This is a genomic window from Nocardioides dilutus, from assembly GCF_054779555.1.
The window spans coordinates 1,270,040-1,290,571 of record NZ_BAAGYA010000001.1 but is presented as its reverse complement, the minus strand read 5'-3'; the positions used below and the strand labels follow the sequence as shown (position 1 = coordinate 1,290,571).

The following is a 20,532-nucleotide window of genomic DNA, read 5'->3' as shown; positions in this document are numbered from 1 at the left end:
CCACTCGGCGCGGTGAGTTGGCTTTCTTTACCGACTTGATAGACAATCTCGCCCATGGACCTCGGCACCGCCTTCCTCTCCATTCTCGCCGCGGGGTTCTTCGTCGGCATCGTGGTGGGGCTGACCGGCATGGGTGGCGGGGCGCTGATGACGCCGGCACTGATCTTCCTGGGCGTGGGTGAGGCCGCCACGGTCGTCACAGCGGACCTGACGGCGGCCGCGGTCTACAAGACCGGCGGCGCTCTCGTGCACGCGCGCGAAGGCTCGCCCCACCTCGACCTCGCCAAGTGGCTGATCCTCGGCTCGGTGCCGATGGCCCTGCTCGGCCCCTACCTCGTGGCCGGGCTCACCAGTGACGAGGACCAGCTCAACTACGTGCTGAAGATGTCGATCGGCTTCGCGCTGCTGCTGGCCGCGTCGACCTACGCGCTGCGCCTCTACATCAACCTGCGCCGGGTGCGCGGCGGCGTGCCCAACGCCGACCCCAACCCGGCCGTGCGGCCGGTCCCCACCCTGTTGGTGGGCGCCCTCGGCGGCCTGCTCGTCGGCATCACCAGCGTCGGCTCCGGCTCGGTGATCATGGTGGCGCTGCTGATGCTCTACCCCGGTCTGGCGGCGGTGCGGCTGGTCGGCACCGACCTCGTGCAGGCCGTCCCGCTCGTGCTGGCAGCGGCCATCTCCAACATCGTCCTCAACGGCATCGACTGGGACATCCTCATCCCGCTCGTCATCGGCTCCGTGCCCGGCACCCTCATCGGCGCCCGGATCGCCCCCAAGGTGCCGCAGTCGTTCATCCGGCGCGGCATCGTCGTGGTGCTCACCATGAGCGGCGTGGCCCTGCTCGACAAGGCCGGCTGGGCCCCTCTGGGCAAGGAGGAGACCCACCCGGTGCTCATCGGCGTGATCGGCCTGGTGATGGTCGTGCTGGTGCCGGTCGTCTGGGGTTTCCTGCGGCGCAGCCAGGGCCTGCCGATGTTCGGCGCACCGACGGTCGCCCAGCTCGAGGACCCGGACTTCGTCGCGGGACGACGGCGGACCTAAGCCGCCTCACCGTCAGGCCGAACGTCCCTGGCCCTGCGGGTCCGTGCCCGAGTAGGCAGGACCATGGCCACCCCGCAGACCAGCCTCGAGATCGCCACCGCCGCCACGTTGCGCCCCATCTCCGAGGTCGCCTCCGACCTCGGCCTCGACGAGGAGCAGCTGGAGCACTACGGCCGGGGGGTGGCGAAGGTCGACCTCTCGGCGCTGGACGGCTCGGCCGCCGCGGCCCGCAGGAAGGCCAGGTATGTCGTGGTCACCGCGGTGACCCCCACGCCCCTGGGCGAGGGCAAGACCACCACCTGCGTCGGCCTGGCCCAGGGGCTGGTGGCTCGTGGCTCCAAGGCGGTCGTGACGCTGCGGCAGCCGTCGATGGGCCCGACGTTCGGGATCAAGGGCGGGGCAGCCGGCGGCGGCTACAGCCAGGTGGTGCCGATGGAGCGGCTCAACCTGCACCTGACCGGCGACTTCCACGCCATCACCGCCGCGCACAACCTGCTGGCCGCCGTCGTTGACAACGACCTCCACCAGGGCAGCGCCGTGGGGCTCGACCCGCGCAGCGTGACCTGGCGCCGTGTCATGGACGTCAACGACCGGTCGCTGCGCAACGTGGTGATCGGGCTGGGCGCCCGGATGGACGGGGTGCCCAGGGAGAGTGGCTTTGACATCACCGCGGCCAGCGAGGTGATGGTGATCCTGACCCTCAGCACGTCACTGCAGGACCTGCGTGAGCGGCTCGGCCGGATCGTCGTGGGCACCACCTGGACCGGCGAAGCGGTCACTGCCGAGGACCTCAAGGTCGCCGGCGCGATGGCGGTGATCCTCAAGGACGCCCTCAAGCCCAACCTGATGCAGACACTCGAGGGTGGCCCCGCCCTGGTGCACTGCGGCCCCTTCGGCAACATCGCCACCGGCACCTCCTCGGTGATCGCCGACCGGATCGCGCTGTCGCGGGCAGACATCGTGATCACCGAGGCCGGGTTCGGCGCGGACATGGGGGCCGAGCGGTTCTTCGACGTGAAGTGCCGAGCCGACGGGTTGACGCCCGACGCGGCCGTCGTGGTGACCACGGTGCGGGCGATGAAGGCCCACTCCGGGCGCTACGACATCCGCCCCGGCAAGGGGCTCCCGGCGGCCATGCAGGCCGAGAACCCCGGCGACGTCACCGCGGGGCTGCCCAACCTGCAGGCGCACATCGAGATCGTCCGGCGCTTCGGGGTCACCCCCGTGGTTGCCATCAACGCCTTCCCCGAGGACCACGACTCCGAGCACGAGGTGATCCACCGGCTCTGCGAGCGCCTCGGCGTCCGGTGTGCGGTCACCCGCCACGTCGCCCAGGGCGGGGCCGGCGCGGACGCCCTCGCTGAGGAAGTGCTCGAGGCGCTCAAGGAGGGCTCGTCGTTCCGCTATCTCTACGACCTGTCGGCGCCCCTGGTGGAAAAGATAGAGACCATCGCGACCCAGATCTATGGCGCGGACGGGATCGACATCTCGCCGGCGGCGGCCAAGGCGCTCGCGGAGTTCGAGCGGCTCGGCTTCGGCAGGCTGCCGGTCGTCATCGCCAAGACCCACCTGTCGATCAGCTCGGACCCGACCCTCCGTGGGGCACCGACCGGGTGGCGGATGCCGGTGCGCGAGGTGCGGGCCGCGGCCGGAGCCGGCTATGTCTACGCGATCTGCGGGGACATGCGCACCATGCCCGGCCTGCCGAAGCACCCCAATGCCACCCGGATCGACCTCGACGCCGATGGCAAGGTGACCGGCCTGTTCTGAACGGGCTGTCCTCGCCAGTCCGCGGGAGCGGGCCGAGTAACGTCAGGCGCGTGCGACGAGGGTCGGTGCTGCTCGTGTTCGTCGCGGTGACGGTGTTGACCCTGATGCTGCTGGCAGGCCACGGTCCTTGGGCAGGACAGGTGATCTTGGAGTTCGACAGCGGCCACGGACTCAACAGTGGCGACCTGCTCCCGTTGGTGCTGTGGGCGGGGTCGGCACTGGCGTGCCTGGTCCTTTGGCGGACCCGCGACTGACTCAGGTCCCTTGGACACGCGTGCGTCAGCCCGCCCGGACCGCCTCAACCGACGCCGGGCCCTGTTCGGGACCGGTGTCGGAGACCCCCAGGAGGCCGGTCAGCGCGGGCATGTCCAGCCCGATCACCTGCACGTCGCCGTAGAGAGGCCCGGCGGAGGACACATCGCCGCAGCCGCTCCGCCGAACCGATGGCGGCAGACCGTACAACTCAATCTGCGAGTTCTACGAGAGTCCGTGAGAGTGACCACCATCGCGCCCGGGGCCGATCGCACCCACCCATCCAGCATGACAAGGCCCTTACTGCGACGGCGTCCCCTTCCAGGGGGCTAGGTCATCGGCGTAAGACCTGCCACTCCTCCGTGCGATAGGCCTACTTCAGTCGCAGAGCGACCCGCCAGCCTCCTGTGGTCTGCCCGACCACCTCGAAGTCCCTGAGGAACGACCGCGAGTAATCATCGAAAGCCTTGGCCTCGCCGTCAGCGCCGCCGAACTCATCGAAGATCAGGATGGTGCCGGGTTTCGAGATGACGTCCAGCTTGCACAGCCCGTAGAGCGTCGAGGTGTAGAGGTCGGCGTCGTAATGGACGACTAGTTGGTTTCGTTGCTCGAACCCGTCAAGGAACGGCGGGATGGTCTCTTGGAACCACCCTTTGACGAAGTGGACCCTTTCGTCGTCGACTACCGGCACGTTGCCGCCGGTGTCGAAAGTTCCTTCCGCCATGGAGTTGAAGGCGCCGCTCCACGCTTCGGGCAGGCCCTCGAATGAGTCGAACCCCCAGAACCGGGAGCCGGGGTTTGTGTTCGCCTGGGCCCAGTACTTGATCGACTCGCCTTCGTAGACGCCGAGCTCGAGGTAGTCAATGGGGCCATCGATCCCCTCGAGCAAGAAGTCGTATAGGCGGCGGCGATCGCTGAACTCGTTATCCGTTGGATGGGCCTTTAGCCACTGACCAAACCAGGCGTGCGCGTTGAGCGCCTGAAAGTACGGCCGGAAGGGACCTAACCCATGGCGGACCACCTGTTGCTTGACTGATTGACGAAGCACTTGTCGCAACCCTTCGATGCCGGCGTTTCGTGAGAGACGACCAGATCACGTCAGGGTCGACCGCGTCCAGAGAGGCTTCCAAATGGCGCTGGGGGTTGGGAGCGGTCAGGCCATCCAAGTATTGCGGGCAGACGTGTTGACATGGGTCACCCGGGCCAGTGTCGGACTCGAGAGGTGCCGTAGCCGCTACGCACGCTGGTGTCGGTGGGCTGCAGGCGCGGTAGCCAGGCCGCCCGGATGCGCAGGGTCGCCTCATACTGGAAGTCCAAGGAGACCGACCCAGCGCCGTGGAGCGGATCCAATCGCTCACGGTGACGATGGTGGGACCGCGCTGTCGGTCTTATCGACCGCGAGGTCCGCCGGAGGCGTCGACCTTGGTCAGCCTGCCGTTGCTCACAGCACCGCACCCTTGGCGCGGGTCAAGATGTTGTCCACCGTGGACACGAGCGTGTGTATGACGCATCCGGTCTCTCTTTACGCAATATGGGTGGCTGCCTCGCTGCCCCGCGAAGGGACACCTTGCGGTCCTGATGCCCGCGCCTACCCCGCCCAGACCGCCTCGATCGAGGCGGGGACCTGCTCGGGACCGGTCTCGGAGAGCCCCCACGAGGCCCAGGGCCCGGCCAGCCGGGCTGCTCGCTTGTCCTCGACCACGGTGACCGCCCCGGTCGGGTCGACGACGTAGAGCCGGCTCCCGCTGCGGCGCACCTCGAAGGTGGCCGGGCCGTCGGTGGCCGCATAGGTGCCGGATCCGATCACGATCACCTCGCCGTCGACGACGGTGAGCTCCCACCGCCCGGGCGAGGCGACCAGGCGCATGCCGGTGGCGGGGGTGCCGGCTCCCTTGCGGTCGGCGTCCACCAGCGAGGTCTGCCAGCCGACGAGCGCCACGGACCCCGAGCTGGCGTCCGGGAAGCGCACCCGGAGGCCCAGGAGCCGCACCTCACCCTTGAGCTTGGTCTCGACGAACCCCACCGCACCGGACGACTCGGGCTCGCCGTGCACCAGCAGCCCGCCGGTCAACGCCATCCCGCTGCGGTTGGCCCCGGTGTTGAAGACTCGGCCACCGTCGGGCAGCCCGTCGCCGATCGTGAAGTCGGTCTGCCGCTGCAGCTTCACCTCGGGAAGCGGGACGGAGGGCGCCCGGACAGTCACGTCCACGGGCACCTCCGCGGGCGAATCCACCTCAGCTGGCTGTTCCCGCTGCTCGGCCGACGACAGCGCCGGGCCCGGAGCCGCGGGCGCGATGAGCACGCCCATGCCGGTCACCGTCAGCGTGGTGAACGCGGCAACGCCCAGCAGGCGCTCAGCGAGACGTCGGACGGACACACTCGACGGTAACGAGAAAGACGCGCACCTCTCAGGGGAATGGGAAAGGTCAGTCCCGGCCGTAGATGTCGCGGGTGTAGACCTTCTCCGCCACGTCCTCCAGCGACTCCGACCGACGGTTGGCGACGATCACGTCGGCGCGGCGCTTGAACTCCTCGAGATCGGCGACGACGTCGGAGTTGAAGTAGGACTTCTCCTCGAACGAGGGCTCGTAGACGATGACCTCGACGCCTTTCGCCTTCAGCCGCTTCATGACGCCCTGCACGGACGACTCCCGGAAGTTGTCGGAGCCGGCCTTCATGATCAGCCGGTAGATCCCCACCGTCGCGGGCTCGCGGCGCAGGATGTCGGCGGCGATGAAGTCCTTGCGCGTCGTGTTGGCCTCGACGATGGCACTGATCAGGTTCTGCGGGACGTCGCGGTAGTTGGCCTGCAGCTGCTTGGTGTCCTTGGGCAGGCAGTAGCCGCCGTAGCCGAAGCTCGGGTTGTTGTAGTGGGTCCCGATCCGCGGGTCGAGACCCACGCCCTCGATGACCTGCGCGGAGTCGAGGCCGCGCACGGCGGCGTAGGTGTCGAGCTCGTTGAAGTAGGCGACGCGCAGCGCCAGGTAGGTGTTGGCGAACAGCTTGATCGCCTCGGCCTCGGCCGCGTCGGTGAGCAGCACCGGCACGTCGGGCTCCAGCGACCCTTCCCGCAGCAGGTCGGCGACCAGCCGGCCCCGCTCGCCTCGGTCGCCGACGACGATCCGCGACGGGCGCAGGTTGTCGTGCAGCGCCCGGCCCTCGCGGAGGAACTCCGGGCTGAACACGACGGCAGCGCCCGGATGTGCGGCCCGCATTCGCAGGGTGAACCCCACCGGCACCGTCGACTTCACGACCAGCGTCGCCTCGGGCGCGGCGGCGTGCGCCTGCCCCAGCACCTGCTCGACCGAGCTGGTGTCGAAGAAGTTGGTCTCCGAGTCGTAGTCGGTGGGTGTCGCGACGAAGACCACCTCGGCACCGGCATAGGCGACAGCAGGGTCCATGGTCGCGACCAGGTCCAGCTCGCGGTGCGCGAGGTAGTCCTCGAGCTCGGCATCCTCGATCGGCGACACGCGCCGGCTGAGCTGGTCGACCCGCTCGCCGTCGATGTCGAGCACCCGCACCTCGTGCCGCTGGGCGAGCAGGACGGCGTTGGACAGCCCCACATACCCCGCCCCCACGACCGCGATCTTCACCCGCGAAGTCTGTCACTGCCGGTGGTTGAGGTGTGAGGAACGCTAGCGACAAGCCTCGAAACCATCCAGGCCTGGGCACCCGCGCAACCAACCAGCGTCGGCGATTAACCACCGTGACTTACCCGACATTCGACACGCTTTCGTGACCTACGGCGGTCGCGGCTAGTGTGGGGCGTCGCAGTTCCCGACCCGAAGGCCTCAACTTCCCTATGACAGCCACGCACGTCGACTACCGGCTGAGCCAGCTCGACCAGCTCGAAGCGGAGTCGATCCACATCTTCCGCGAGGTCGCCGCCGAGTTCGAGAAGCCGGTCCTCATGTTCTCCGGCGGCAAGGACTCCATCGTCATGATGCGTCTCGCCGAGAAGGCCTTCTACCCGGCGAAGATCCCGTTCCCGGTGCTCCAGGTCGACACCGGCTACGACTTCCCCGAGGTCCTCGCGACTCGCGACAACTGGGTGAGCCGGCTCGGCGTCCGCCTGATCGTGGCCAGCGTCGAGGAGGCCATCAAGGATGGCATCGTCGTCGACGACGGCAAGACCTCGCGCAACCGCCTCCAGATCGGCACCCTGCTCAACGCGCTCGAGGAGGGCGGCTTCACCGCCGCGTTCGGCGGTGGCCGACGCGACGAGGAGAAGGCCCGGGCCAAGGAGCGCGTCTACTCCCACCGCGACGAGTTCGGCCAATGGGACCCCAAGAACCAGCGTCCCGAGCTGTGGAGCCTCTACAACGGCCGCCTGCACGAGGGCGAGCACATGCGGATCTTCCCGATCAGCAACTGGACCGAGCTCGACATCTGGGACTACATCGGCCGCGAGGGCATCGAGATCCCGTCGATCTACTTCTCCCACCTGCGCCGGGTCTTCGAGCGCGACGGGATGCTGCTCACGGAGTCGGAGTTCAACCCGTGCCGCGAGGGTGAGACCGTCGAGGAGCGCACCGTCCGGTTCCGCACCGTCGGCGACCTGACGCTCACCGGCTGCGTCGAGTCCGGCGCCGCCACCATCCCCGAGATCATCGAGGAGATCGCGGTCGCCCGGCTGACCGAGCGCGGCGCCACCCGTGGCGACGACCGGTTCTCCGAGGCCGCCATGGAAGACCGGAAGAAGGAGGGCTACTTCTGATGGCCGACCTCAACCCTGGAGAGATCCACGGACTCGCCGGCCGCAACGCCGACCTGCTCCGCTTCGCCACCGCCGGCAGCGTCGACGACGGCAAGTCGACGCTCATCGGGCGGCTGCTGCTCGACTCCAAGTCGATCTTCGAGGACCAGCTCGAGGCCGTCGAGGCCACGTCGGCGTCCAAGGGCTACGACTACACCGACCTCGCGCTGCTGACCGACGGCCTGCGGTCGGAGCGCGAGCAGGGCATCACCATCGACGTGGCCTACCGCTACTTCGCGACCCCCAGCCGCAAGTTCATCATCGCCGACACCCCCGGCCACGTGCAGTACACGCGCAACATGGTCACCGGCGCCTCGACCGCCGACCTCGGACTGGTGCTAGTCGACGCCCGCCAGGGCCTCACCGAGCAGTCCCGCCGCCACGCGGTGATCCTGTCGCTCCTCCGGGTGCCCCACCTCGTGCTCGCGATCAACAAGATGGACCTCGTCGAGTTCTCCGAAGACATCTACGAGAAGATCCACGCCGAGTTCACTCAGTTCGCCACCAAGCTCAACATCCCCGACCTCGAGGTCATCCCGATCTCGGCGCTCAACGGCGACAACGTCGTCAACCGCTCCGAGAAGATGCCCTGGTACTCCGGGCCGACGCTCATGCACCACCTCGAGCACGTGCACGTCGCCTCCGACCGCGACCTGGTCGACGTCCGCTTCCCGGTGCAGTACGTCGTGCGCCCGAAGTCGGACGAGCACCACGACTACCGCGGCTACGGCGGCATGGTCGCCGGCGGCGTCCTCAAGCCTGGTGACGAGATCGTGGTCCTGCCGAGTGGCATGACGTCCAAGATCGCCGCCATCGACATGTTCGACCGGGAGATCACCGAGGCGTTCCCGCCGATGTCGGTCACGGTGCGCCTCGAGGACGACGTCGACGTGTCCCGCGGCGACATGATCGCCCGCGTCCACAACGCCCCGAAGCCCAGCCAGGACATCGACGCGATGGTCTGCTGGATGACCCCGACACCGCTGCGGCCGCGGCAGAAGCTCGCCATCAAGCACACGACGCGCACCGCGCGGGCCCTGGTCAAGGACATCCAATACCGCCTGGATGTCAACTCGCTGCACCGCGACCAGGAGACCAAGGAGCTCGGACTCAACGAGATCGGCCGCATCCAGCTGCGCACCACTCAGCCGCTGCTCTGCGACCCCTACTCGAAGAACCGGACCACCGGCTCCTTCATCCTGATCGACGAGGCGACCGGGGTCACCGTCGGCGCGGGGATGATCAACTCAGGTAGCTAGACGACGCGAGGGCCGCGTCAATCGTGTGCCCCGCAGATCCGCACCAAAGGCCAGACTCAGTTGGCTAGTTGTTCAACATCGACACCTACCTTCCAACACATGAGGACTGAGTTGGGGTGCTGGTCGTTCTGCAACTCACCGCATGTCGCAACCCCGTTCGAACTCTGGTGTGAGCGAAATGGGGTGAGCCCTGAGCACCCTGATGCGTGGCCGACGTTCGCTACTGAGCAAGAGCTTGACACCCTACGCGGCGATGCCTCCCCACCCGGGGTTTCGCCACTCGAATCATCGCTGCCGATGGTCGGCGAGGAACGACCTCGGATCTGACTCAACGCCTCGCGTCGAGTGCGGTGAATCGCCTTGCATCGTCCTGACGTCCGCCGGGCCGAGATCGATCGACCCGGCGCACGTCCGGGCACGAACACCGCCGAAGCACAGCCGATCGCCCAGTCCGAACAGCTGGTCCGCGAGCGGGTCCCAGGGGGCGGCGCAGCGTCCCGGGAGATGACCGGCGACGGCTCGGAGACTGAACAGCCGGACGAACTGCTGAGGTGCAAGTTCGTCGCGACCGCACAGATCCACACAGAACCCGGCGATTCGAGCTGATCTGACCATTCGCGCGCGCCCCTCCATGGACGCGGAAAGGAGGACTGCCCGCCGAATCGGGTTCTGCCAGGTGCTGTGATTGGATTAGATCTCCAGACCATTAGGCAAGAACACTCTTGAGCACCACCATTCATGGGGAGTCCCGATGGCGCAGTCTCGTCCCAGCCCAGAGGATGGTGGCCTCCCATCTGCCCCTTGGCGTCGTTGCAGTCGCTGGTGAGTTCGCAGAATGCGCTGCTGCGCGGTTCTCCCCTGGACGTCCAGGCCCGGGCGAAGCCCGGGGGGCCTGACGTCTTCACGCGGTGCGTGACACCGCGGGGCAGGTTGAAGCGAGTCCCAGTCAAGAAGGGCAGATCAACGAAACCCAAGACGGCCCTCCGCTGCTCGGCCAAGATCTCAACCTCCACAGTCGACCCCACGCATCCAGGTTGCTTCAGGTGGAGGAGTGGTTGGTGTGACAACGGTGCTGAATGGCCATGCCGAACCCGACGATCCGTGCTTTGGAACGGCGGGATTGAGCGGGATCAGGTCCAGCACGTTCTCGAAAGTCTCGCCCAGGTCAGCTCTCAAATCAGAAGCAACAACTCCGGGCGCGATTGGCGTGACCCGGGGTGCGACGCAGGTGCTGGGCCGGCGAGCGAGCCTGGAATGACCCAAGTGCGTCTGAGGTCGCGATGAACATCAATCAGCGGACTCCCAGCGCGACGCTCGTTACGGTGACGTACAACAGTCGCGCGGATCTCGAGGCGCTCCGCAACCAGACCCCCCGTGGAGCAGAGTGGGTTGTCGTCGACAACGCTTCAACGGACGGCTCGGCTGATCTGGCGGTCGATCTGGGGGCAACCGTTCTGCGGCTGCTAAGGAACGTGGGCTTCTCGGCAGCGAACAACGTTGGCGCCCGGACAGCGACCGGCGACGTGCTGATCTTCTGCAATCCTGATGTTAAGACCACCGCAGACGGCATCCGGCAACTGGCCGCGACCGCCTGGGCGACAGGTGCGGTGGTCGCTCCCCAACTGGTCAATGGGGACGGCTCGTTACAAGAGAACGGCCGGGGCATGCCGTTCCCGCATCGAAAGGTGCGTCACTTCTTTCAGCGCGCTGTTGATCCGACGACGGACCGCTACGTGCGGCATGCGGCACCTGGTCAAGTTGTGCAGACTGTATGGGTAACGGGAGCAGTCGTCGCTATCCGCGCTGACCAGTTCTCGGCCCTCGGCGGCTGGAACGAGAAGTTCTTCCTCTATTGCGAGGATATCGATCTTTGCCTCCGGGCCTGGGAGGCCGGGATGCGGGTCTACATCGACGGATCTGTTCGCTGGGAGCATCGATGGGATCGCGCGGGCCATAAGTCGTTCCGTTGGCAGGTCTGGCGACACGAGGTCCGCTCGAATGCACTCCTGTACCGCCTACATGCCTATTGCCTGGCGCCTCTGGGTTGGAGGGGAAGACACCTTCGCCGGATTGAACGGGATCGCGTGGTGATCGAGGCGTGAAGTCACTTCTGAGGTACCTGGCCGTCGCGGTCGTGTTCGCTCTGAACACCCCCCTGTATCTGATCTCCAGAGTCACCCCCCGTGATCGCGCACTGTGGGTGTTCGGTGCCTGGTTCGGCAAAGAATATGCCGATAATCCGAGATATCTGGCGGAGTTTATCCGAACAGCGTACCCAACCGTACGATGCGTGTGGTTGTGCAAGAGCGAGGAGGCGGCCCGACTGGCTCGAGAGCATGGCCTCGTTGCGTGCAAGCTGTTCAGTATTCGCGGCTATTGGTATACCATGCGTGCCGCAATCGCCTTCACATGCACGGGGCGATTTGACATCAACTACTTCGTTCGTCCTCCGGTCGTGATCAACCTTTGGCACGGCATCCCGTTGAAGAAGATCGTTGCGGACGACGATATCACCGCCATCCCATGGGGCAAGCGCGCGGTATTCAGGGCATTCCCGCACTTCTCGACGCTCGACCAGCCGGTGACGGTTTCGTCGGATGCGGAGGCGGCAATTATGGCCTCCGCGTTCCGAATCCCCCGGTCGAAGGTCTTCATCACCGGGTCACCTCGCAACGACGTCCTATCGACCCGACCGATGCGTCGTTCGGGCATCAAGATCGCTTATCTCCCTACCCACCGCGGGGAAGGGGCGGTGGCGATCCACCCTCTAACCCAATTGGATCTGGACGCCGCTGAGACGATCCTGGCGAGACTTGATGCCGAACTCCTGATAAAAGTCCACCACTATCACGCCAGACACTTCTCGATGATCCAGAGCGACCACGTGCGCCTCATCGGTGGTCACGACATCGGCCATGACACGTACGGCTTCTTGGACGACGCCGACATCCTGCTCACCGACTATTCCAGCGTCTACCTTGACTATCTGCTGACCGATCGGCCAGTGATCTTCGCCCCGTTCGACCTCAACTCCTACGTGGTCCAAGATCGAGAGCTCAACTGGGACTACGCGGACGTCACCCCGGGGCCGAAGTGCACGAATTGGCCAGAGGTCTTCGACGCAGTGACCCAAGCCATTCTCGACCCACACCAATGGTCCGCAGAGCGTGCTCGGGTGCGGGACTTGTTCCACGCCCACCGTGATCGGCGAAACGCTGAGCGCGTCTTCCACCTAGGGCTCCGCCTGATCGACGAGACGGCGACCCCGAAACGGGGCTCGTAGCGGTGGAGAGTCCCAAGCGCCACTCGGTGCTGCTTAATGTCGTCTTCGCAGTCTCGCTCGCCGCGTCAGTCTCGCGCGGGGTGTTCGAACTCCACACCTCGAAGCAGACAGGCTACGTCATACAAACCACGTGCTGGTTGCTCCTATTGACCATTCTAGCCCTCGGCGGAGCCAGCCGGCGACCTCAATTCGGACGCCTTATAGTCGTCGCGTATTCCTTCTGCGTCGTCGCGTTCGTGTCGACCGCGCTCACAGACGTGCTCAACCGTTTCCCGAGCGCCTGGTTGTATTCGGCAGTGATGGGCGTTTTCGCATTATCCCTATTCGTAGTCGCATCCGTCACCCTTGATAGGGCGAGGGACATCTGGATCGAGTTCTGGCTATCGCTGACGGCGATCGCGCTGCTGGCGGTCGCCGCACTCCAGCAGTTCGCCTCCGACCCATTTGCCCTTCCAGGCAACGACACGTCGAGCCTTTCCGGTGCAGTTCGCCCCTCGTCACTCACTGGGAGCTACCTCCACTACCCGCTGGTTATGGCGCTTCTGGCAGTGGTCTTCGCGCAGTTCTACATCACTACCCGACGGATACGATCCGTCCTGATGGCGGCGGTCTGCGCCTTGGGCGTCGTCGTCTCCTACTCGCGCTCGGGCGCGATGATCTTGGCGCTTGCCGTCATTATCTTCTTCTTCATCGTCGGGGGCTCGCGGGCGCGGGCTCGCTACGTCATCGTCACAGCGTACGTGGCTATACCAGCCCTGCCATTCGTCTGGGACAGCAGTTACGCAGCGCGGATTCTCAGTGCGCTGAGTAAGGGCGGTGCTGGCAACACGACCCGCATCAACCGATGGAGCGAGGGAGTCGGAGTGTGGCTGGACGGTCCGCTAATTGTCGGACGGGAGGCCGGCGTCTACACCAACGTAACTCGCAACCTGACGTCGGTGCAAACCGGAGTCGTGGAGTCCGGATTGATTCAGCAGTTGTTGAGTTACGGGCTTCTCGGCGCCGTACTGTTCTACGTGCTGCTCCTCGCCCCGTATGCCGCCCTCGACAGGCGGCTGTCAGCGCTCCGCGCCGGCTACCTCGCCGCAGTCTTGGAATCCTTTGTTTACCAATCCATCGAGGTGTTCCCCTTCATGATCATGCTATGCCTGTTCCCGCTGGTTGCCGGGGCGATCATGCGGTCCCCCGAGGTGGCAGCAGCGTCGCTCGAACGTGCCAAAACGACCAGGCTCGGTGAGCGGTCGCCCGCAGCAGGCCTGAACGCGTCCCCCTAGTTCAGACCAGTGTCCTTTGCTTCGGATCGACACTGCCGGTCAGCGCGCCAGAGCAACAACAGCGCCAGGACCGTCTGAGCGGTTACGGCTCCTATCGTTGCGCCCACCGCCCCGTCGACCAGCGCTCCTGCAGCCGCCAGGCAGATCTGCGCGGCACCCAAGAGGAGCGTGGCTCCGCCAGCGAAATGAATCGCTTGGCTCGACCGGGCCTGCAGGTAGACGGTGAGCAGAGTAGTCGTGCCGCTCACGGCTGCCGCCAGGCACAAGATTTGCATCGGGTGGACGGAATCGGCATAGGCAGCTCCTACGATGGTCGGGATCAAGGGCGCCGCGGTAGCCACCAGCCCACTTATGGCGACTACCGGTAGGTTGCCGACAAGCAGACCGATTCCGAGTTCCCTTCGGGTGATGCTTTGCCGCCGGACCAACCTCGGAAAGGCGACCAACCCCGCCGCTTGGGTGACAATGTTCATTGGGCGCACCAGGCGTGTCGGGAGGGCATATATACCAGCGGTATAGGGGCTGACCAATGCAATGGCCACCACGTCCAAGTCACGGAGTTGACTGCCCAGCTCCTGGAACCAGAAGCCGAAGTCGAGCGACACCTTGGAGGTGACCAGCCTTTTTGCCGGCCAGAGCGTTTGCGCCCAACGATCCTGGCTTCCGTATCCCCGCCAGAAGGCAAGGACCGATCCGAACGCGAGACCGAGAGACCAGGCCCAGACAGCGTGCGCATCGATGAGTGACGCGGCCACCAAGGAGAGCACCACCGGAAGGCGCCGGTAAAGATACGAGGGCAACAGCCGCTGGATCTGGCCGTCGACAATGGATATTCCGTTCCAGACGATCGTTGTCTGCTCGACCGCCAACCAGACGGCTGTCGGTGCGATCGCAATGAGGAGCACGTTCTGCATCACAACGGCGGTCACGAGACAGCACCCCAGCCAGAGGATCGCGCTGGCGTAGGTGTAGCGGAGGCGTACAACGAACAGGGATTGGAGCGTCGGATCCGCGGGATCGCGAGCCCGGCGGAGATCGATCTGTTTCTGGAGGCCAAAGCCGTTGACGGCAACCACTATTTGAAGGGCTACGTTCACCGAGGACACAAAGGCGAAGAGACCCGGTGAAAGTGCGCGCGCCAGCAACACCAGTGTCACTACCTGGAGCAGAGCGGCGATCGCTCTGGATCCGAAGGACCATCCCACCTGACGTCCGAGCTTCCGTGCACCAGGTGATGTGCGCGTGGTCGCAGATGGCCTTCTGCTGAGGGGTCCGCCCGACCCTTCGTTGCCTGTCAAGTGCCTAGCCGAGCTCGATACCCAGCTCGTGGAGACTGAGCACGGGCTGCATCGAAACACCAGGTGCCTCTATCGACGCTGACAGTGAGGCCTGCCAGAAGGCGCGGCAACCGGTCGTTCTCAGGTTGCACGTCGAGAAGCCGGGGGCGTGCGGCTGCCAGAGGGCGCGAACCACCTTGACGGCTTGACGCTGCGCGACATCGGTGGCCCGACCTCGGGTCTCCGCGAGAGACCCTGATGGGTGTGAGTTCAACGGTCCCCGGCTCCCAGGTGATTGGCTAGCGCAAACGTATCGTGACGCATTGCCCGACCCGGCATCCGAGCAAGGACGTCTGATCTGCTTTTTCCGATACCCGTCTGGAGGGACCTGCACCTTACGCCAAAGGCGTCATCTTGAAGCGCCGCTCGATGACAAGGCGAACAGACGACGCACGCTGCTCGAGCAGGAGAACGAGTTCTCGTCGAGGGCTGACCCTGAGCAGGTAGCCGGTGGCGACTACCGAGCTGAGCGAAGTGCTCCGGCTCGTCGCCTGGACTTAGAGGAAGTATTAGGGGGCCGTCGCTGAGATTGCCCTCGACTGATTGACCCCGTTCGAATCCGAATTGTCGACGAGCACGACCGTCGCACAGGTGGCCATGCCACTCGTGCGTGCAGCAAGCCGAGCCGTCGCACAAGCACTAGTGTCCTCTCTCCTTGCCGCGCGCGTTCATCACCGGCATCACTGGGCAGGACGGTTCGTACCTGGCCGAGCTGGTGTTGGCGAAGGGCTTCGAGGTTCACGGCCTGGTGCGCCGTTCATCGACGATCAACCACGGCCGGATCGATCACGTCACGAGCCTCAACCTCCACCTCCGCTAGGGGGACCTCAACGACGGTGTCAGCTTGGTGCGCGACATCTCCCCTCACGAGGTCTACAACCTCGGGGCGCAGAGCAATGTCCGGGTCTCTTTCGAGATGCCCGAGTACACCGCGTGGACCGACGGTGTCGGCGTTGCGACTGCTCGAGGCGATCCGTTCGGCGGGGCGCGATGCGCGCTACTACCGGGCCTCGACCTCGGAGACGTTCGGCGCGACTCCCCGACCCAGCACGAGCAGTCGCCATTCTCGCCTCGCTCGCCGTAGGGGGCGGCGAAGCTGTACTCGCATTGTGTGACTGTCAACTACGGGGAGGCCGACGACGTCTTCGCGGTCTCCGGGATCCTCTCGAACCACGAGTCGTCGCGACGTGGCGAGAGTTTTCGTGTTCCGCAAGGTCACCCTGGGCGTGGCCGCGACCAAACTCGGAGTCCGCGACGACCTCCATCTCGGCAATCTCGACGCCGTCCGCGAGTGAGGATTTGCCCCCGAGTATGTCGAGGGTGTGGCCTCTGCTCCAGCGCGACGAGCCCGAGGACGTCGTGCTGGCTACCGGCAGGGGCGTACCGTCCGCGACGTTGGCGCTGCCGCCTTCAGCCACGCAGGTCTGGTTAGGCGCGACCACGTCACTATGACGAGCAGTACGACGTCCGCTCGAGGTCCACGCACTGATCTGGGATCCCTCGAGGGCACGCGAGGTGCTCTGCTGGAAGGCCGAGACTCACGCCGACGGCCTGGCCCAGATCATGGTCGATGCCGACCTCGAGCACATGCGGCATCTCGTGCGCGACTGATCCGCAGCAGCCATGTCTAGACCGAGCCGCAGACGGAGTTAACCGACCAGTAACCCCAAGTTCGGACGACCGTTGCTACTCCATGGCGGTCATCAGCGCGGGGGCGGGGACGCAGTCCTCGGCGCTGATCAGTCTGTCCCCGAGTCGGGCTCTGCGCCTGCTCCCTTGGGTGGCCTTCGCGCTCGACGCGGCGCTGATCGGGACCGTCTCGCTGGTGGCGGTGGTGCTGCGCGGCCGGCTCGGGCTGTTCGATGCGGCGACGGACCTCAGCGCCTCGCTGCAGTTCGCCGGGCCGCTGATGGTGGTCGGCTGGCTGGTCGCCCTCGCGTTGTTCGGCGCCTACGACCACACCGTCTTCGGTGCGGGGCCCGAGGAATACAAGCGGCTGCTCAACGGCACCCTGCTGGCCCTGGCGGGCGTGGCGATGGTCAGCTACTTCGCCAAGTTCGACCTCAGCCGCGGCTTCGTCGCCTACGCCTTCGTGCTCGGCATCCCCACACTGCTCGGTGGCCGCTACGCTCTCCGCTCCTCGCTCAAGAACGCGCGCCGGCGCGGCGCGCTGCGCCACCGGGTGCTGATCGCCGGAGACGTCGGCCACGTCGACGACGTGGCCCGGGTCCTCCAGCGCGAGACCTGGATCGGCTACGAGGTCGTGGGCGCGCTGACGCCCGCGCCCGAGCAGGACGAGGAGACGCCGTACGGCGTGCCCGTGCTCGGACGCTCGGCCGAGGCCGCCTCGATCTTCGTCGACTCCGGCGCCGACCTGATCGTCATCGCCGGTGGTGCGATCGACTCGGCGGAGGCCATGCGCGAGCTCGTCTACGAGCTCGAGCAGCACGACGGCGAGGTCGTGCTCGCCCCCCACGTCAACGACATCGCCCAGGAGCGGATCCGGATGCGCCCGGTCGGGGGCCTGCCGCTGCTCCACATCGACCCCCCGCGCACCGTGCACGCCGCCCGGCGTGCCAAGCGCCTCTTCGACGTCCTCGGCGCGGCGGCGATTCTGCTCGCAGCCAGCCCGCTGCTGGTCTTCGCCGCGCTGAGGATCAAGCTGCACGACGGCGGCCCGGTGCTCTTCCGCCAGACCCGGATCGGCCGCGAGGGCGTGGAGTTCGGCTGCTTCAAGTTCCGCACCATGTGTGTCGACGCCGAGGCCAGAGCCGCCGAGCTCCAGGCCCAGCTGGGCGCCAGCGCGTTGCTCTTCAAGATGAAGGACGACCCGCGGATCACCAAGCCCGGGCGATGGCTGCGCCGCTTCTCCGTCGACGAGCTGCCCCAGCTCTTCAACGTCGTCCGCGGCGACATGAGCCTGGTCGGCCCGCGGCCGCAGGTCGCGGCCGAGGTCGCGCTCTACACCGGCCGGATGGACCGCCGGCTCCGGGTCAGGCCCGGGATGACCGGTCTCTGGCAGGTCTCCGGGCGCAGCAGCCTGACCCTCGAGGAGGCCGTCCGCCTCGACCTCTACTACGTCGACAACTGGTCGATGCTCCAGGACCTCGCGATCCTGGGGCGGACCCTTGGGGCTGTGCTGAGTTCGCGCGGGGCCTTTTGACTCGTCCAGCGTTTACGTCCCCCGCCCCTGCTGAGGGACTCGACGGAACTCACCCGAACTGAGTTCGCTGGAGATTGAGTAGGGCACGCGATCTCCCCGAGAGAATGGACGCCAGAAGCAAAGTTGCGTGCGGTCGTCCAAGAGGCTCGGCCGAGCAGATCCCGGCGGTTAGCATGTCCCCCCACATCCGACACAAGGGGACAGGTCGTTAGCGATGGCGCAGCTCACGAGTGAGCCAGATGCGTCTCGGACAGTTCGAGGGCCTTCGATGCGACTCGACATCCAGGGTGTACGCGGCGTGGCCATCCTCATGGTGGTTCTCGGGCACCTGTTCCAGCGGCCGGAGGGCATGTTCACCGCCCTCGACATGTTCTTCGTTCTTTCCGGGTTCCTCATCACCGGATTGCTGTTGGACGCCCACGCCCGAGAGGGTCGGATCCATCTAGCTCCGTTCTACCTCAGCCGGATGCGAAGGCTGCTTCCAACAGCCGTGCTGGGCATCACCGTCACAGTCCTGATCCACTACCTGCTGTTCTCCGACGCGCGTGGCGACCAAGTGCGCGAGGACGGGCAATGGGCTCTTCTTTTCGCGTCGAACTGGCATTTCGCCCAGCAAGAGGGGGACTACTTCGCAGCCCAGGCCGCATCGCCCCTTGTCCACTTCTGGTCCTTGTCCGTGGAGGAGCAGTTCTACGCGGTCTGGCCCTTTATTTTGATTGTTCTTCTAGCAGTCGGTCGACGGCTGGCGACGGACAGGATTGTGCTGACCGTCGGCCTGGTCGTCTTCACGCTCAGCATGTTCGGCTACTCCATGTGGCATTCGACTGCAGACCCGGCAGTCGCCTACTACTCTACACTCGATCGCTCCTGGGAGTTCGGAGTCGGCGGGTTGCTCGCGGTCATAAGACCACTCCTCGCGCGGATTCCGCCCCGCGTGGGAATGACGATGACCACGATGGGATTCGTCGGCATCTTCGTGCCGATCTTCGTCCTGAAGCAGGGCATCGCGTTCCCCGCGCCCTGGGGATTGCCGGTCGTCGTCGTGGTCTGCTTCCTCCTCGCCGGAGGCGTGAATCCCGAAACCCGCGATCTCCCCGTGATCACTAATCCGGCCCTGGTGTACGCGGGCAACATCTCGTACTCGCTCTACATCTGCCATCTGCCAGTCAACATGATCTCGGAGGAGTTCATCTCCCGCGGAGCCACCTACTACGCCGTCACCCTTTTCATAACCGCCACCCTCTCCGCCCTTTGCTACCACTTTGTCGAAAGACCGATGCGCTACGCGCCCTGGTTGATGATCGAGTCGGAGCGAGAGCGCTTCGGAGACGCCTCGTGGAACTCACGCGGTCGTCGAGGTGCTGGCCTCCTGGTCAGCTCCACCGCGACCGTGAGCCTTCTGTGCGGAATCGCTGTCATGACCACCCCGGCAACAGCGGGAGAGAGGGCCTTCCCAGTTGCGGCGGACTTGGACGCCGATAGTCCCGCGTCCCTCCTGGATCAGCAGAAACAGCGTCTCAGCCAAGCCCTCGGCCAGGACCCGTTCCCCGCCTTCGATCCTCCTTTGGAACGGCTGGGGTGGGAAAGACTGGTGGAGAACCTTGACCGAACCTACTGCACCAACGTGAACTCGGAACTCGTCGCCGAATGCCACTTCGGGTCAGAACGGGCTGAACGGCAAGTCGTTGTGGTCGGCGACTCGTACGCCATGGCGTGGATGCCAGCGATCGTGTCCGCCCTTGACACCCAACATTGGTCAGTTCAGCAACTGACGTTAAGAGCATGTCCGACATGGACGCTGCCTAGCTACATCAGCTCGGATGGCAAGCCATACCCCGACTGCGCCAAGCATCACCAGCTCGTGCGCGACTACATCTCTTCGCAACGCCCCGATCTAGTGATTCTGATGAGCGGTCAGGGTCACGTCAGGAACGGGCAGCGCTCTGATATCGACGAGGCGCCGATCATTCTCGCCGAGCAAGCCCTCGGAGAGACACTGGATCTGCTGCAACCGCTGACCGAACGCCTCGTGGTCATAAGTCCGAATCCGCGTTCCGGGAACCTAGTCGACTGCGTAACCAGGTTGAATGAACCACACGACTGCACCATCTCGACGGATCCGGAGTGGGTCGACATGACCTCGGGCGAAGCGGCTGCCGCTGCGACTCGAGGAGTCACCTACATCAATACGGGGCAGTGGTTCTGTCTGGGCGGGCGATGCCCTGCCTTCGTAGGACGGACGCCGGTCACCGTGGACGGAAGTCACCTCACGATGCAGTTCGCCGCAACCCTGGCACCTCTACTCCGCGAGGCGCTCGGGATCGATTCACTGATGGGTTGAGCTTCCAGTGCCACGATCACGTCAGGCGCGGCTGGCTCGACACACCCCCGGGCCGC

15 protein-coding genes and 1 pseudogene are annotated in these 20,532 nt (G+C 65.7%); 11 read left to right on the top strand and 5 right to left on the bottom strand.

Features of this window, described 5'->3' with window-relative positions; genetic code table 11:
* The first annotated feature begins 54 nt into the window (after positions 1 to 54).
* The 3 genes from ACYVC6_RS06265 (at position 55) to ACYVC6_RS06255 (ending at position 3,065) form a co-directional block, all read left to right on the top strand.
* Positions 55 to 1,041, top strand: coding sequence for a sulfite exporter TauE/SafE family protein (locus ACYVC6_RS06265; protein WP_460712070.1), 987 nt, complete (start codon positions 55 to 57; stop codon positions 1,039 to 1,041).
* Positions 1,042 to 1,104: 63 nt separating this feature from the next.
* Positions 1,105 to 2,811, top strand: a complete 1,707-nt coding sequence (locus ACYVC6_RS06260; protein WP_460712068.1) for a formate--tetrahydrofolate ligase — start codon at positions 1,105 to 1,107, stop codon at positions 2,809 to 2,811.
* Between the two features lie 50 nt (positions 2,812 to 2,861).
* Positions 2,862 to 3,065 (top strand): hypothetical protein, encoded by a 204-nt coding sequence (locus ACYVC6_RS06255; protein WP_460712066.1) that lies wholly within the window; start codon positions 2,862 to 2,864, stop codon positions 3,063 to 3,065.
* 25 nt (positions 3,066 to 3,090) lie between these two features.
* Here the strand turns inward: ACYVC6_RS06255 and ACYVC6_RS06250 are convergent, their stop codons facing one another.
* The 4 genes from ACYVC6_RS06250 to ACYVC6_RS06235 all read right to left on the bottom strand — a co-directional run bounded on the left by ACYVC6_RS06250 (position 3,091) and on the right by ACYVC6_RS06235 (position 6,656).
* On the bottom strand, positions 3,091 to 3,228 hold the full coding sequence (locus tag ACYVC6_RS06250) for a hypothetical protein (RefSeq protein ID WP_460712064.1): 138 nt from the start codon (positions 3,226 to 3,228) through the stop codon (positions 3,091 to 3,093).
* 208 nt (positions 3,229 to 3,436) lie between these two features.
* Positions 3,437 to 3,952, bottom strand: a complete 516-nt coding sequence (locus ACYVC6_RS06245) for a TylF/MycF/NovP-related O-methyltransferase (protein WP_460712062.1) — start codon at positions 3,950 to 3,952, stop codon at positions 3,437 to 3,439.
* A 699-nt stretch (positions 3,953 to 4,651) separates the two neighbouring features.
* Positions 4,652 to 5,440, bottom strand: coding sequence for a hypothetical protein (locus ACYVC6_RS06240; protein ID WP_460712060.1), 789 nt, complete (start codon positions 5,438 to 5,440; stop codon positions 4,652 to 4,654).
* Positions 5,441 to 5,489: 49 nt separating this feature from the next.
* Positions 5,490 to 6,656 (bottom strand): nucleotide sugar dehydrogenase, encoded by a 1,167-nt coding sequence (locus ACYVC6_RS06235; protein ID WP_460712058.1) that lies wholly within the window; start codon positions 6,654 to 6,656, stop codon positions 5,490 to 5,492.
* Between the two features lie 209 nt (positions 6,657 to 6,865).
* On the opposite strand from ACYVC6_RS06235, the gene cysD reads away from it, so the two are divergent.
* From cysD to ACYVC6_RS06210, 5 genes are all read left to right on the top strand, one after another.
* Positions 6,866 to 7,780 (top strand): sulfate adenylyltransferase subunit CysD, encoded by a 915-nt coding sequence (gene cysD / locus ACYVC6_RS06230; protein WP_460712056.1) that lies wholly within the window; start codon positions 6,866 to 6,868, stop codon positions 7,778 to 7,780.
* Positions 7,780 to 9,078 carry a sulfate adenylyltransferase subunit CysN gene (gene cysN, locus ACYVC6_RS06225; RefSeq protein ID WP_460712054.1) on the top strand — a complete coding sequence of 433 codons (1,299 nt, stop codon included), beginning with the start codon at positions 7,780 to 7,782 and terminating at the stop codon, positions 9,076 to 9,078. Before cysD ends, cysN begins: the two co-directional genes overlap by 1 nt.
* A gap of 1,280 nt (positions 9,079 to 10,358) precedes the next feature.
* Positions 10,359 to 11,180: a glycosyltransferase family 2 protein gene (locus tag ACYVC6_RS06220; protein ID WP_460712052.1), complete on the top strand. Its 822-nt coding sequence runs from the start codon at positions 10,359 to 10,361 to the stop codon at positions 11,178 to 11,180.
* A complete protein-coding gene (locus ACYVC6_RS06215) occupies positions 11,177 to 12,361 on the top strand; it encodes a CDP-glycerol glycerophosphotransferase family protein (protein WP_460712050.1) in 1,185 nt (394 codons plus the stop codon). The genes ACYVC6_RS06220 and ACYVC6_RS06215 overlap by 4 nt, the downstream gene beginning before the upstream one ends.
* A 2-nt stretch (positions 12,362 to 12,363) precedes the next feature.
* A complete protein-coding gene (locus tag ACYVC6_RS06210) occupies positions 12,364 to 13,635 on the top strand; it encodes an O-antigen ligase family protein (protein ID WP_460712048.1) in 1,272 nt (423 codons plus the stop codon).
* Here the strand turns inward: ACYVC6_RS06210 and ACYVC6_RS06205 are convergent.
* Complete coding sequence (locus tag ACYVC6_RS06205) at positions 13,632 to 14,792, bottom strand: lipopolysaccharide biosynthesis protein (protein ID WP_460712046.1); 1,161 nt, start codon at positions 14,790 to 14,792, stop codon at positions 13,632 to 13,634. The genes ACYVC6_RS06210 and ACYVC6_RS06205 overlap by 4 nt on opposite strands.
* 895 nt (positions 14,793 to 15,687) lie before the next feature.
* Between ACYVC6_RS06205 and ACYVC6_RS06200 the strand changes: the two are divergent.
* The 3 genes and pseudogenes from ACYVC6_RS06200 to ACYVC6_RS06190 all read left to right on the top strand — a co-directional run.
* Positions 15,688 to 16,116, top strand: a pseudogene (locus ACYVC6_RS06200) (GDP-mannose 4,6-dehydratase); the annotation flags it as partial.
* A gap of 549 nt (positions 16,117 to 16,665) precedes the next feature.
* On the top strand, positions 16,666 to 18,135 hold the full coding sequence (locus tag ACYVC6_RS06195) for a sugar transferase (protein WP_460712044.1): 1,470 nt from the start codon (positions 16,666 to 16,668) through the stop codon (positions 18,133 to 18,135).
* 268 nt (positions 18,136 to 18,403) lie between these two features.
* Positions 18,404 to 20,476, top strand: coding sequence for an acyltransferase family protein (locus tag ACYVC6_RS06190; RefSeq protein WP_460712042.1), 2,073 nt, complete (start codon positions 18,404 to 18,406; stop codon positions 20,474 to 20,476).
* The last annotated feature ends 56 nt before the right edge of the window (positions 20,477 to 20,532 follow it).

Coding starts and splice junctions, on each gene's coding strand:
- ACYVC6_RS06260 (WP_460712068.1), top strand. CDS start 1,105: ATGGCCACCCCGCAGACCAGCCTCGAGATCGCCACCGCCGCCACGTTG.
- ACYVC6_RS06195 (WP_460712044.1), top strand. CDS start 16,666: ATGGCGGTCATCAGCGCGGGGGCGGGGACGCAGTCCTCGGCGCTGATC.
- ACYVC6_RS06220 (WP_460712052.1), top strand. CDS start 10,359: ATGAACATCAATCAGCGGACTCCCAGCGCGACGCTCGTTACGGTGACG.
- ACYVC6_RS06190 (WP_460712042.1), top strand. CDS start 18,404: ATGCGACTCGACATCCAGGGTGTACGCGGCGTGGCCATCCTCATGGTG.
- ACYVC6_RS06265 (WP_460712070.1), top strand. CDS start 55: ATGGACCTCGGCACCGCCTTCCTCTCCATTCTCGCCGCGGGGTTCTTC.
- cysN (WP_460712054.1), top strand. CDS start 7,780: ATGGCCGACCTCAACCCTGGAGAGATCCACGGACTCGCCGGCCGCAAC.
- cysD (WP_460712056.1), top strand. CDS start 6,866: ATGACAGCCACGCACGTCGACTACCGGCTGAGCCAGCTCGACCAGCTC.